The 12,541-nt window shown below is 63.4% G+C and carries 12 protein-coding genes; 5 read left to right on the top strand and 7 right to left on the bottom strand.

Going from position 1 to position 12,541, the window contains the following annotated elements:
* The first annotated feature begins 12 nt into the window (after positions 1–12).
* Together FIV39_RS06540 and cueR are read left to right on the top strand one after the other, a co-directional pair.
* Positions 13–2,229 (top strand): heavy metal translocating P-type ATPase, encoded by a 2,217-nt coding sequence (locus FIV39_RS06540; protein ID WP_090400783.1) that lies wholly within the window; start codon positions 13–15, stop codon positions 2,227–2,229.
* Positions 2,226–2,627 (top strand): Cu(I)-responsive transcriptional regulator, encoded by a 402-nt coding sequence (gene cueR / locus FIV39_RS06535; RefSeq protein WP_090400784.1) that lies wholly within the window; start codon positions 2,226–2,228, stop codon positions 2,625–2,627. Before FIV39_RS06540 ends, cueR begins: the two co-directional genes overlap by 4 nt.
* A 173-nt stretch (positions 2,628–2,800) precedes the next feature.
* Here cueR and FIV39_RS06530 read toward each other — a convergent pair whose 3' ends face one another.
* Positions 2,801–3,700 carry a PA4780 family RIO1-like protein kinase gene (locus tag FIV39_RS06530; RefSeq protein ID WP_027607961.1) on the bottom strand — a complete coding sequence of 300 codons (900 nt, stop codon included), beginning with the start codon at positions 3,698–3,700 and terminating at the stop codon, positions 2,801–2,803.
* Positions 3,701–3,833: 133 nt separating this feature from the next.
* Positions 3,834–5,111: an acetyl-CoA C-acetyltransferase gene (locus FIV39_RS06525; RefSeq protein ID WP_090400785.1), complete on the bottom strand. Its 1,278-nt coding sequence runs from the start codon at positions 5,109–5,111 to the stop codon at positions 3,834–3,836.
* Positions 5,112–5,214: 103 nt separating this feature from the next.
* Here FIV39_RS06525 and FIV39_RS06520 point away from each other — a divergent pair, with 103 nt between their 5' ends.
* Positions 5,215–6,558, top strand: a complete 1,344-nt coding sequence (locus FIV39_RS06520; RefSeq protein ID WP_090400786.1) for a 3-oxoacyl-ACP reductase — start codon at positions 5,215–5,217, stop codon at positions 6,556–6,558.
* Between the two features lie 2 nt (positions 6,559–6,560).
* Complete coding sequence (locus FIV39_RS06515) at positions 6,561–7,439, top strand: MaoC family dehydratase (RefSeq protein WP_090400787.1); 879 nt, start codon at positions 6,561–6,563, stop codon at positions 7,437–7,439.
* 3 nt (positions 7,440–7,442) lie between these two features.
* Here FIV39_RS06515 and FIV39_RS06510 read toward each other — a convergent pair whose 3' ends face one another.
* The 5 genes from FIV39_RS06510 to pbpC form a co-directional block, all read right to left on the bottom strand.
* Positions 7,443–8,000, bottom strand: a complete 558-nt coding sequence (locus FIV39_RS06510) for a DUF4136 domain-containing protein (protein WP_090400788.1) — start codon at positions 7,998–8,000, stop codon at positions 7,443–7,445.
* A gap of 44 nt (positions 8,001–8,044) precedes the next feature.
* On the bottom strand, positions 8,045–8,647 hold the full coding sequence (locus FIV39_RS06505) for a DUF4136 domain-containing protein (protein WP_027607983.1): 603 nt from the start codon (positions 8,645–8,647) through the stop codon (positions 8,045–8,047).
* Between the two features lie 24 nt (positions 8,648–8,671).
* Positions 8,672–9,421 (bottom strand): methyltransferase domain-containing protein, encoded by a 750-nt coding sequence (locus FIV39_RS06500; RefSeq protein WP_090400789.1) that lies wholly within the window; start codon positions 9,419–9,421, stop codon positions 8,672–8,674.
* Positions 9,414–9,722 (bottom strand): MazG-like family protein, encoded by a 309-nt coding sequence (locus FIV39_RS06495; RefSeq protein WP_003188211.1) that lies wholly within the window; start codon positions 9,720–9,722, stop codon positions 9,414–9,416. The genes FIV39_RS06500 and FIV39_RS06495 overlap by 8 nt, the downstream gene beginning before the upstream one ends.
* Before the next feature lie 70 nt (positions 9,723–9,792).
* The gene (pbpC, locus tag FIV39_RS06490; protein WP_090400790.1) at positions 9,793–12,123 is read right to left on the bottom strand and encodes a peptidoglycan glycosyltransferase PbpC; all 2,331 of its coding nucleotides are present in this window, start codon (positions 12,121–12,123) and stop codon (positions 9,793–9,795) included.
* Positions 12,124–12,222: 99 nt separating this feature from the next.
* Between pbpC and FIV39_RS06485 the strand changes: the two genes are divergently transcribed.
* Positions 12,223–12,513 (top strand): hypothetical protein, encoded by a 291-nt coding sequence (locus FIV39_RS06485; protein ID WP_065940946.1) that lies wholly within the window; start codon positions 12,223–12,225, stop codon positions 12,511–12,513.
* The last annotated feature ends 28 nt before the right edge of the window (positions 12,514–12,541 follow it).

The following is a 12,541-nucleotide window of genomic DNA, read 5'->3' as shown; positions in this document are numbered from 1 at the left end:
GAGGACTGCCCCATGAATGGATCCACCACCTTTGACCTGCCCATCGGCGGCATGACCTGCGCCAGCTGTGCCGGGCGTGTCGAGCGCGCGCTGGGCAAAGTGCCGGGGGTGCAAAGCGTCAGCGTCAACCTGGCCAACGAGCGCGCGCACGTCGAAGTGCTGGGCCAGATCGATCCGGCCGTGCTGATCGCCGCCGTCGACAAAGCCGGCTACACCGCCAGCCTGCCGCAAAGCGAAACCAAGACCGAGGCCGATCAGGCCCAACGCCTGCACCGCGAGCGCTGGTCGCTGCTGCTGGCGATTGTGCTGGCACTGCCCCTGGTTCTGCCGATGCTGGTGCAACCCTTCGGCCTGCACTGGATGCTGCCGGCCTGGGTGCAATTCGCCCTGGCCACCCCTGTGCAATTCATCTTCGGTGCGCGCTTCTATATCGCGGCGTGGAAAGCCGTGCGTGCCGGTGCCGGCAATATGGACCTGCTGGTGGCCATCGGCACCAGCGCCGGTTACGGCCTGAGTCTCTATGAATGGCTGACCGCGCCCGTGGGCACCATGCCCCATCTGTACTTCGAAGCGTCGGCCGTGGTGATCGCCCTGGTGTTGCTCGGTAAATACCTGGAGAGCCGCGCCAAACGCCAGACCGCCAGCGCTATCCGCGCCCTGGAAGCCCTGCGCCCTGAACGCGCCATTCGTGTAAAGGATGGCCGCGAGGACGATGTGGCCATCAGCGCGCTCACGCTCGATGACCTGGTGCTGGTCAAACCCGGCGAACGGTTCCCGGTGGACGGTGAAGTGGTAGACGGCCAGAGCCATGCCGATGAAGCGCTGATCAGCGGCGAAAGCCTGCCGGTGCCGAAACAACCTGGCGACGCCGTCACCGGCGGCGCCATCAATGGCGAAGGCCGCCTGCTGGTGCGCACCACCGCGCTCGGCGCCGAAAGCGTACTGGCGCGCATCATCCGCCTGGTGGAAGACGCCCAGGCGGCCAAGGCCCCCATCCAGAAACTGGTGGATAAAGTCAGCCAGGTATTCGTCCCCACCGTACTGGTGCTGGCGCTGATCACCCTGGTGGGCTGGTGGTTATACGGTGCTCCCCTGGAGACCGCGATCATCAATGCCGTGGCGGTGCTGGTGATCGCCTGTCCCTGCGCCCTCGGGCTGGCCACACCGACCGCCATCATGGCCGGCACCGGCGTCGCCGCACGCTACGGCATCCTGATCAAGGACGCCGAAGCGCTGGAGCGCGCCCATGAAGTGAGCACCGTGGTCTTCGACAAAACCGGCACCCTCACTTCCGGTACCCCGAAAATTGCCCATTTGGCGGCGGTGGATGGCGATGAAGCCACATTGCTGCGGCAGGCCGGTGCGCTGCAACGTGGCAGCGAACACCCGTTGGCCAAGGCCGTGCTGGATGCGTGCAGCGAGCAAGGGCTGACGGTGGCGGACGTGAGTGCCAGCCAATCCCTGGCCGGACGTGGCATTGCCGGTAGCCTCGACGGCCGCCAACTGGCCCTGGGAAATCGGCGCCTGCTGGAAGAAAGCGGCCTGGACGCGGGTGGGCTGGCCGACTCCGCCACGGCCTGGGAAGCCGAGGGCCGCACGTTGTCCTGGCTGATCGAGCAAGGCGCGCAACCGCGTGTGCTCGGGCTGTTTGCCTTTGGTGACACACTCAAGCCTGGCGCGTTGGAAGCGGTGGCACAGCTCAAGGCCCGAAACATTGGCAGCCACTTGCTCACCGGCGACAATCGCGGCAGCGCCCGCGTAGTCGCCGAAGCGTTGGGCATCGATGACGTACACGCCGAAGTCCTGCCCGCCGATAAAGCCGCCACCGTCGCCGAACTGAAAAAAACCGCCGTGGTGGCGATGGTGGGTGACGGTATCAACGACGCCCCGGCCCTGGCTGCGGCCGATATCGGTATCGCCATGGGCGGCGGCACCGACGTGGCCATGCATGCCGCCGGCATCACCCTGATGCGCGGCGACCCACGCCTGGTCCCGGCCGCCTTGGAGATCAGCCGCAAGACCTACGCCAAAATCCGCCAAAACCTGTTCTGGGCCTTTGTGTATAACTTGATCGGCATTCCCCTGGCCGCGTTCGGCCTGCTCAACCCGGTGCTCGCGGGCGCGGCCATGGCCTTGTCCAGCGTCAGCGTCGTGAGCAATGCCTTGCTGTTGAAAACCTGGAAACCCAGCACTTGGAAACAGTCGGATTTGGAGGATCAACGCCCATGAACATCGGCCAAGCCGCCCGGCAAAGCGGGCTGAGCGCGAAGATGATTCGCTACTACGAGTCCATCGGCCTGCTCAAAGCGGCCCATCGCACCGACAGCGGCTACCGCATCTACGGCGACGACGACCTGCACACCCTGGCGTTTATCAAACGCTCGCGGGACCTGGGGTTTTCATTGGAAGAAGTCGGCAAACTGCTGACCCTGTGGCAGGACCGGCAACGGGCCAGCGCCGATGTGAAAGCCTTGGCGCGCCAACATATCGACGAGCTGAACCAGAAGATCCTGGAATTGGGGCAACTGCGCGATACGTTGCAGGACCTGGTGGAGCACTGCCACGGCGATGATCGGCCGGATTGTCCGATACTCAAGGAGTTGGCGTCGGGAAGCTGCTGCGCGTGACGGAATCTATCTGAATACATGCAAAACCAAATGTGGGAGGGGCGGTGCGACGATTCGACTTGCTCCCGATAGCGGTGTATCAGTCTCAATATCTGTAACTGACACACCCTATCGGGAGCAAGTCGAATCGTCGCACCGCCCCTCCCACATTTTGATCTTCATCCAGCCAGGGATCATTGCATCCAAGGCGGCGGCGGTGGTTCTTCCGACGCTTTGCTCGGTGGCGCATCATCCGCCGCCCGAATGGCCTGGCGCCGCTCTTCATCCAGCCGCGCCGCTTCGATCTCACGGATCACACCGCCCACGTCCGCCAGCTCTTCCGGCTCGTCGAACTCGCCGGTCAATACGCTGGCCGGGTGCAAGGTGCCGGCTTCGTAGAGCGCCCACATTTCCTTGGCGTACTTGGTCTTCTTCAATTCCGGGGCAAAACGCCCGAAGTAGGAAGCCATGTTGCCCACATCCCGCTCCAACATGTTGAACGCGTGGTTGTTGCCCGCCGCATCCACTGCCTGGGGCAGGTCGATGATCACCGGGCCCGTAGGCGTGAGCAGCACGTTGAATTCGGACAGGTCACCGTGCACCAGGCCGGTACACAGCATCAGCACGATCTGGGAAATCAGGAAGGCGTGGTATTCACGCGCCTGGTCCGGCTCCAAGGTCACGTCATTCAGGCGTGGCGCAGCATCGCCGTACTCGTCGGCTACCAGTTCCATCAACAACACGCCTTCGAGGAAGTCGTACGGCTTGGGCACGCGAACGCCCGCACCGGCCAGACGGAACAACGCTGCTACTTCAGCGTTCTGCCAGGCATCTTCGGTTTCTTTCTTGCCGAATTTCGAGCCCTTGGCCATGGCCCGGGCCTGCCGGCTGTTACGGACCTTACGGCCTTCCTGGTATTCGGACGCTTGACGAAAACTTCGTTTATTCGCCTCCTTGTAAACCTTGGCGCAACGCAATTCATTGCCGCAGCGCACCACATAAACAGCTGCTTCTTTACCACTCATGAGTGGGCGCAGCACTTCGTCGACCAGACCGTCTTCGATCAGGGGTTCAATGCGTTTAGGAGTCTTCATCAGCTTTTATTGTGGGTCCTTTATTACCAAATACGCGTATGGCACTCGTTATACGGCAATCGGCTCGCTGGTGGGAGGGGCTACCGACCTCTGACCACTCAAGAATGCATCCAATATGCCAATTTCGGTGAATTCAACGTTCGATGATCGCCGTCACGCCCTGCCCGCCGGCGGCGCAGATCGAAATCAGCCCGCGGCCCTTGCCCGCTGCGTCGAGCAATTTGGCCAGGTTGGCGACAATGCGCCCACCGGTGGCGGCAAACGGGTGACCGGCCGCCAGCGAACTGCCTTTGACGTTCAGGCGACTGCGGTCGATGGCCCCTAATGGCGCGTCCAGCCCGAGGCGCGTCTTGCAGTAGTCCGCATCCTCCCACGCCTTGAGCGTGCACAACACCTGGGCAGCGAAGGCTTCGTGGATCTCGTAGTAATCAAAGTCCTGCAGCGTCAGGCCATTCCTCGCCAGCAAACGTGGCACCGCATACACCGGCGCCATCAGCAGGCCTTCGGCGCCGTTGACGAAATCCACCGCCGCCGCTTCGCCATCGCGCAGGTACGCCAGGATCGGCAAACCACGCGCCTGGGCCCAGGCCTCGCTGCCCAACAGCACCAGGGATGCACCATCCGTGAGCGGTGTGGAATTGCCGGCCGTGAGCGTGCCTTTTTCGCTGCGTTCGAACGCCGGCTTGAGCGCGGCGAGTTTTTCCAGGGTCAGGTCGGGGCGCAGATTGTTGTCGCGGGTCAGGCCCAGAAACGGCGTCAGCAGATCGTTATGCCAGCCTTCGGCATAGGCGGCAGCCATTTTCTGGTGGCTTTCAAGGGCGAGTTGGTCCTGCTCGGCGCGGGGAATCTGCCAGGTCTGCGCCATCAATTCGCAATGCTGGCCCATGGACAACCCCGTGCGCGGCTCACCGTTACGCGGCAGCTCAGGCTTGAGGTGATGGGGACGAAGTTGTAACAGGACTTTTAATTTATCCGCCATTGATTTGCTGCGATTGGCTTGCAGCAGGATCTTGCGCAGCCCTTCATTCACGCCGATAGGTGCGTCGGACGTGGTATCTACCCCACCGGCAATCCCGCATTCAATCTGGCCCAGGGCGATCTTGTTGGCCACCAGCAACGCCGCTTCGAGCCCGGTGCCGCAGGCCTGCTGAATATCATAGGCGGGGGTTTGCGGCGACAGGCGTGAACCCAGCACGCATTCACGGGTGAGGTTGAAGTCGCGGGAATGCTTGAGCACCGCGCCGGCGGCCACCTCGCCCATGCGCAGGCCGTGCAGGTTGTAGCGTTCGATCAGGCCCTCCAAGGCCGCGGTCAGCATCGCCTGGTTGCTCGCCGTGGCGTAGGGGCCATTGGAGCGGGCGAAAGGAATGCGGTTACCGCCAATGATCGCTACACGGCGCAATTGAGTCATGGAAAGCTCCCTGTCGGTTGTGGTCTGGATAACTGAGCCTAGTCGAACGACTGCTACCCTGGGATGGTCAACCCTTTGAACCCCAGCCTTCGGAGAGCGTTCCATGTCTGACCGTTATATCGACTTCGCCAACTCAAGCCTCGGCCATCGCCTGGTCGCCGCCCTTGGCCTGCCGTCACCGGTACGCCTGGAACGCTGGCAGGCCGGGCGCCTGCGTCCGGTGGAAGGTGCATTGCTGCTGGGAGGTGGCGCGCTGGCAAGCAACGTACAGGCGTTTGCCAACAGGCTCACGGACGCCATTTACACCTACGGCGCCGAGGCGTCGACGTGGATTCCCGGCCACGGTCCCAAGCTCAAGGCCGTGGTGTTCGATGCCAGCGACCTGCAACACACCGACCTGCTCAAGCAACTGCGTGAGTTTTTCCAACCGTTGCTGAAAAACCTGGATAACAGTGCACACCTAGTGATTCTTGGCCGCGCACCCGAGAGTCTCAGCGACCCGTTCGCCGCCAGCGCCCAGCGCGCCCTTGAAGGTTTCAGCCGGTCGCTGGCCAAGGAACTGCGCAACGGCGGCGTGTTGCAATTGCTCTACGTCGGCGACGGTGCCGAAGACCAACTGGAAGGCGCGCTGCGCTTCTTCCTCTCACCGAAAAGCGCCTATATCTCCGGCCAGGTGATTCGCCTGAAGGCCTGTGCCACGCCCGTCGAAGACTGGACCCGTCCCCTCGCCGGGCGTAAGGCGTTGGTCACCGGCGCCGCCCGTGGCATTGGCGCCTCCATCGCTGAAACCCTGGCCCGCGACGGCGCCGACGTGATCCTGCTCGACGTGCCCCAGGCCAAGGCCGACCTCGAAGCCCTCGCCGCACGCCTGGGTGCGCGCACAATCGTGCTGGACATCTGCGCCGAAGACGCCGCCGGCCAGTTGATCGAACACCTGCCCGACGGCCTCGACATCCTGGTGCACAACGCCGGGATCACCCGTGACAAAACCCTGGCCAACATGACCCCGGAATACTGGGACGCGGTGCTGGCGGTCAACCTCAATGCTCCGCAAGTGCTGACCAAGGCACTGCTCGACAGCGGCACCCTGCACGACAACGCCCGTGTGGTGGTGCTGGCCTCCATCAGCGGCATCGCCGGCAATCGCGGGCAAACCAACTATGCCGCGAGCAAGGCCGGTTTGATCGGCCTGGTGCAGGCGTGGGCGCCGTTACTGGAAGAACGCGGGATCAGTATCAACGCCGTAGCCCCTGGCTTTATCGAAACCCAGATGACCGCGCATATTCCATTTGCCCTGCGTGAGGCCGGGCGACGCATGAGTTCACTGGGCCAGGGCGGTTTGCCGCAGGATGTCGCCGAAGCGGTGGCCTGGCTGGGCCAGCCGGGTTCCGGTGCGGTCAGCGGGCAAGCGCTGCGGGTGTGTGGGCAAAGTCTGTTAGGAGCATGAGCATGGACTGGCAAACCTTAGGCAGTACGCCGTTTCTGCCGCCGTTGTATTGGCGAGCGGCGCTCAAGCGCAAGATCACCGGCAACACGCTGCCCGAGCAAGGGTTGCGCTGCCGGGTGAGCGTCGACCCCAAGCAGGTGGCGGCGTACCGCAAAGTCTGCGGGTTTACCGAGAGCCCCCTGCTGCCGGCAACTTATCCGCACATCCTCGCGTTCGGTCTGCAAATGCAGTTGCTCACCGACAAAAAGTTTCCCTTCCCGCTGCTGGGGTTGATTCACCTGAGCAACCGCATCCGCATCCATCGCCCGCTGGGCGGTGTCAGCGAATTGTCCATCGGCGTGCACACGCAGAACCTCAAGCCCCACCCAAAGGGCGCGACCTTTGAAGTGGTCACCACGGTTGAAGACTCTCTCGGCCTGCTGTGGGAAGCCGAGAGCCGTATGCTGTGCCGGGGTGTAAAGCTCGAAGGCGAAGCGACCGATGATGCCCGTCCCAGCCCCGCCGAGATCAGCGAATTGACTCGCTGGAAGGCCCCAGCCGATATCGGCCGCCGCTACGCGAGAGTGTCCGGCGACTACAACCCGATCCACCTCAGCGCCCTGACCGCCAGACTGTTCGGCTTCCCCCAGGCCATCGCCCACGGACTGTGGAACAAGGCGCACACCCTCGCCGCCTTGGGCGAACACTTGCCGGCCGCCAATATCGAAATAGACGTCGAATTCAGGAAACCGGTGCGCCTGCCCAGTGAGGTGACATTGCTGACCAGCGCCGCCGGCTCCAGCGGAGAGCTGTTATTGAAAGGGGCCGGCGATATTGAGCACATGGTAGGCACATGGCAACCGATAGCAGCGCTTGCCGCCCCTGAAGCGGGCGCGGACTGATTGTCAGCGTGGGGGATAGCTGGAGAGAATGTGGGTCACCGTCGTGCGGATCGCGTTATTACGATCCTGCGGGTTCGGCGTGCTGCTCATCATCTGTTCATCACTGCCACGCCACACCAGCTTGCCGTCCTTGCCGTCGAGCAGGTCGATCTGGAGGGTCGCCACCTTGTAGGTAATGTTGCGGGTTTCGTTGTACATCGGCCCGCCCCAGTAGCCGTTCCATGGGCCGCCCCAGGCACCGCCATAGTTGGTGGTGACTTGTTGCTGGCGGTCTTCGACGATCAGGTAAGCCTGCACGTTCAGGTCAGCCTTGGTGCCGACGGCTGCCGGGCGCAGGCCGCGCTGGTCAAGCTGTTCGCCAACGGCCTGGCGGATGCGTTGTTCGGTGAGGTCGCTCTTGATCCGCGGATCATCGGGGCGGTATTGCAGGGCCGGATCTTTCCAGGCCCAACTGCGGTAAGCGCCGAAGTCGCGGCTGGCATCAAAATCGTGGTTGACCTGGCTGGTCTGGCAACCGCCCAGCAGCACAACAAAAGCGAGCGTAGCGATGCGACGAAACATGGTTGATCTCCAAAGAACGACCGGGCTTTAGATGAGAATAGCTGTTAACTCGGAGGATAGGCCGTCATCGCCTTTTGCACGGCCTGGCGCAAGGCATCCGCGCGCTCGCTGAGGCTGCCCTGGCTGCCGGTTTCCGCGCTGGCACTCCACACCGGCTGGCCGCTGCGGGCGTCGAACAGGTTGACACGCACCACCACCACTTGAACTTCATAGGTGCGCACGATCGGCACCGAGTTGTACATGCCGTAGCCAGGACCGTAGCGGTTATAGCCGCCGTATCCGTAGCCATAATCGTCCTGGACTTGCTTGAGGCGCTTCTCCAGGCGCACATCGGCGCTCACCAGCAGGTCCGCCGGGCGGTTGTCGTGCAACGGGCGCAGGCCGCGCTGGTCAAGGGCGCCGCTGACCGCTTCGGCCACTTGCGCCGAATCCGCCCAGGCCGTACCGGCCGGCAACTGGCCGTTGCGCCAGGCCCAATTGCGGTAGGCGCCGTAGTCGCGCACCGGCGCCGGGTAGGCGCTGGCATCGAAGGTAGTGGCCGCCTGCGCGGGCGCCGGTGGCATGGGGGCAGAAGCCGCCACATAAGGGTTAGGGCTGGAGCAGGCGCCCAGCCCGAGGGATAACAGGATCAAACAGAGACGACGCATTTCGACCTCCGCAGACTGGGCCGCTTAAACCGGACGGCAGATCCAGTGCAAATAACGCCCAAGTCCGGCAAAGCTTGGGTGACGACGGTGAGCGAGTTCCATCTCAATAAGGTCCGGTAAGTTCGCGCGGGCCTGGAATTCCACCGGCATATAGTCGTGGAATACCCGTACGCCACTTTGGCTTTCGACCTGCCAAAGCCCTTCGAGTTGCGCCGCCAATTCACGCGGGTCGAGGGGCTGTTGCGGGGTCAGGCTCTGCTTTTCGCCGGCCATGTCGTTCTTGCGCATCTTGCGGAAGTGGCCTTTGAGCAGGTTGCGATAAATCAACGCATCGCGATTGTAGAACGCCAGCGACAACCAGCCACCGGGCAGCGTCAGTTGGTGCAGCACCGGCAGGATCGCGTGGGGTTCGGCCAGCCATTCCAGCACGGCGTGGCACAGCACCAGGTCGTAGGACTCGGTGAGCTGGCCGAGCAGGTCTTGCCACGGCGCGTGGATAAAAGTGGCGCTCTGTCCGGCTTCGGCGAAGCGTTGGCGCGCGCCTTCGAGCATGGGCTCGGCGGGCTCGGCCAGGGTCACCTGATGGCCGCGTTCGGCCAGCCACAGCGACATATGCCCCAGGCCCGCGCCAATATCCAGCACGCGCAACGGGCGCTCCGGCAGCGCCTCAGCCAGGTCGGCCTGGAGCACCGCCAGGCGAATGGCACCTTTTGCACCGCCGTAGATTTTCTCGGCGAAGCGCGTGGCCAATTGGTCGAAATGCCGGTCACTCATGGGCAAACCGCCGCTCGCTGTCGGCCAGTTTGGCGCGCACCACCTCATTCATATCCAGGCCCAGCTCGCTGCACAGCAACAGCAGGTACAGCACGATATCCCCCACTTCCTGGCCGGCATGGGCGAGTTTGTCGGCGGGCAACTGGCGGGACTGGTCTTCGGTGAGCCATTGGAAGATTTCCACCAGTTCGGCCATTTCCACGCTGGCGGCCATGGCCAGGTTTTTCGGGCTGTGGAATTGCTTCCAGTCGTTGGTATCGCGGATGCGGTGCAGGCGTTCGGTGAGGTGTTCGAGGTTCATGCGGGGGCTCCTGAAGGTGTATAGCTTCGGGGGGATGAGCCTTGAAGGCAAGTGAATCACTTGTGGCGATTTAATCGACAACGTTGAATTCGAGCCGGGCAGTCTGGCCTGCTTCGTCGAGAACGCTGAGCTGATAGCGGCCCAAGCGTTCGAAGCTGGCATTGATACTGTCCTGATTGGCGCTATCACCCAGCGGTGCGCCATTGAGGAACCACCAACGCCGACCACTGCCGCCCAGCGCGGAGAGTTTCAGGCGCAGGGTTTGCTGGCTGGCGGCCGGCAGGCGCAGTTGGTCGCCTTCGCGCACGCCGACAATCGACAGCGGCGAAGACGCCGCCAGCGCCGGTGGTGGGCAATCGAGGTCGGCGACGGGAATCCGTGCTTCACGGCGTTCGATCCTCGGTAGCCATGGCTCCAGCGGTGCGGGCCACAGGGCGATGTTCCTGGGCACGGCGCCCGGGCAATGAGCATCCACCCTCAACCCCTTGGCGTTGACCCAGACACTTTCCATCAAGCCGACGCTCAACGGTTGGTCCAGCGCCTGCATGGTCGGCGGCGTGGTGTTGTCCAGGGTCCAGGCAAAGCGCTGGCGGCGGCAATTCGGATCGCTGCGGTTCATGGGCTGGCCCAGCGGCCAACAGATCGCCGCCACGCCGACATTGGCCGGCACCGCTAAAACCTGCGCGCTGATACCGCGCTGGCTGTCGCGATTGGTCAGCACGTCATGCACCTGCAACATCAGCGGCGCCGCCGAGGCCAAGCCAAACTGCCCCGGCACCGGCGTGCCGTCGGGACGGCCGATCCACACACCGATCAAGTAACGCGGCCCCACGCCAATCGCCCAGGCATCGCGAAAACCGTAGCTGGTCCCGGTTTTCCAGGCCAGGACCGGGCGCTGCACCAGCTCGGCGCGCGGGTCACGGTCAGGGCGGGCCTGACCGCTGAGGATGCGCCGCACAATCCAGGCAGCCCCTGGCGACAGCAATGGCCGCTCTCTCAGCGTGTCGTCCGGCTGTAATCGAATCGTTGCGCTCCGGCCGTTACGTGCGAAGGCGCTGTAGCCGCTGACCAGATCCTCCAGCCGGCTGCCCGCGCCACCGAGGATCAGCGCCAAGTTGGGTTCGGCCAACGCCGGCAAGGCCAACGGCACGCCGCCGATACGCATCTGCGCGGCAAATCGCTTGGGCCCGTAGGCTTCCAACAGTTGCACCGCCGGCAGGTTCAGCGAACTGGACAGCGCCGTACTCGCCGGCACCGCGCCGGTAAAGCCCATGGAAAAGTTACCCGGCCGATAATCGCCATAACGCCGCGGCACATCCTGCAACAGCGATTCGGAGTGAATCAGGCCTTCGTCCAGGGCCATGCCATACAGGAAGGGCTTCAAGGTGGAGCCCGGCGAACGCAGCGCGCTGATCATGTCCACATGGCCAAAGCGCTTGGCGTCATTGATGTCCACCGATCCCAGATAAGCCCGCACGGCCATGCTTTCTTCTTCCACCACCAGGATCGCGGCAGAGGTGTGCTCCGGTAACCGCGCACGCCAGCCCAGCAACAGGTCCTCAAGACGGCGTTGCAGGGTGGCATCCACGGTTGTGCGGATCAGCGGCGGGCTGTCGGGACGGTTCAAGCGGCGGGCAAGCAGCGGCGCCAGGCTGGGCTCCAGGCGCGGGGCGAGTAGCAACGGTTCTTCGAGGGCTTCATCCACCGCCGACTGCGGCCACACCTGGAACTCGGCGAGGCGGCGCAACACTTTGTCGCGGGCTTCCTGGGCGCGCTGGGGGTGGCGATCCGGGCGCAGGCGGCTCGGCGCCTGGGGCAATACCGCGAGCAAGGCCGCTTCGGCGTGGGTCAACTGAGCCGGGGACTTGCCCAGGTACGCCCAACTGGCGGCCGCCACGCCCTGCAACGTGCCGCCAAACGGCGCGCGGTTCAGGTACAGGGTGAGAATCTGTTCCTTGGACAGGTGCCACTCCAACTGCGCCGTGCGCCACAGTTGGCGCAACTTGCCGTGGAAGGTCCGCGAGTGCGGGTCAAGCAGGCGCGCCACCTGCATCGACAACGTACTGCCACCCGACACCACCCGCGCTCCCGTCAGGTTCTGCCACGTCGCCCGCACCAGCGCGAACGGGTTAACACCGGGGTGCTGGTAGAACCAACGGTCTTCGTAGGTGAGCAGTGCATCGAGGTAATACGGCGACACTTCGCGGGTTTGCACCGGGTAACGCCACACGCCGTTGGCATCGGCAAACCGCCACAACGGCGTGCCATCCTCGGCCAGCACCACCCGCGCCAGGTCATCCTGGGGCAACGGCAACGGCCAGATACGATCGGCCAGCCACAGCAGGGCAATCATCAAGACCAGGCTCGCCAGGCTCCAGCGGACAAGTAAACGCAAATTCAAGCGGCGAAACCTCTATGCTTCAAGGGAACTCGCCTTGTGGATAAACGACCAAAGGCTCAGTGCTGGCAATTTCGTCCACTCTTTCATCGAGACACACCTATGCAAGTAGACTTTTTCGGATGGTTGGGTCACACACTCGGTCTGATCATCCACTACATCGTCGAGTTCTTCAGCGGGCTGTTCAATATGCTCTCCAACGCTGGTGGCGACTTTGTCGGTGGCATGTCCCGAGCACTGGGCATGGACACCTCGATCATCAGCATCATCACCCTGATCGTCGGCCTGCTGTTTCTGTATTCGGCGGTACGCGCCTTCATGCGCGCCTCGATCATCATCGGGGTGATCTGGCTGATGCTTGGCTTGTGGCTGCTCAGTTGGGTCGTCCACTAAGCCTGAGAATGTCATCAGTACCCTGTGG

It is taken from the genome of Pseudomonas grimontii, assembly GCF_007858185.1.
Classification (GTDB): Bacteria; Pseudomonadota; Gammaproteobacteria; order Pseudomonadales; family Pseudomonadaceae; genus Aquipseudomonas; species Aquipseudomonas grimontii.
This window is presented reverse-complemented; position numbering and strand designations above follow the sequence as displayed.

Bases quoted from the DNA above. Each gene is read 5' to 3' on its own strand.
- FIV39_RS06540 (WP_090400783.1), top strand. From the start codon at position 13: ATGAATGGATCCACCACCTTTGACCTGCCCATCGGCGGCATGACCTGC.
- cueR (WP_090400784.1), top strand. From the start codon at position 2,226: ATGAACATCGGCCAAGCCGCCCGGCAAAGCGGGCTGAGCGCGAAGATG.
- FIV39_RS06530 (WP_027607961.1), bottom strand. From the start codon at position 3,700: ATGAAGACTCCTAAACGCATTGAACCCCTGATCGAAGACGGTCTGGTC.
- FIV39_RS06525 (WP_090400785.1), bottom strand. From the start codon at position 5,111: ATGACTCAATTGCGCCGTGTAGCGATCATTGGCGGTAACCGCATTCCT.
- FIV39_RS06520 (WP_090400786.1), top strand. From the start codon at position 5,215: ATGTCTGACCGTTATATCGACTTCGCCAACTCAAGCCTCGGCCATCGC.
- FIV39_RS06515 (WP_090400787.1), top strand. From the start codon at position 6,561: ATGGACTGGCAAACCTTAGGCAGTACGCCGTTTCTGCCGCCGTTGTAT.
- FIV39_RS06510 (WP_090400788.1), bottom strand. From the start codon at position 8,000: ATGTTTCGTCGCATCGCTACGCTCGCTTTTGTTGTGCTGCTGGGCGGT.
- FIV39_RS06505 (WP_027607983.1), bottom strand. From the start codon at position 8,647: ATGCGTCGTCTCTGTTTGATCCTGTTATCCCTCGGGCTGGGCGCCTGC.
- FIV39_RS06500 (WP_090400789.1), bottom strand. From the start codon at position 9,421: ATGAGTGACCGGCATTTCGACCAATTGGCCACGCGCTTCGCCGAGAAA.
- FIV39_RS06495 (WP_003188211.1), bottom strand. From the start codon at position 9,722: ATGAACCTCGAACACCTCACCGAACGCCTGCACCGCATCCGCGATACC.
- FIV39_RS06485 (WP_065940946.1), top strand. From the start codon at position 12,223: ATGCAAGTAGACTTTTTCGGATGGTTGGGTCACACACTCGGTCTGATC.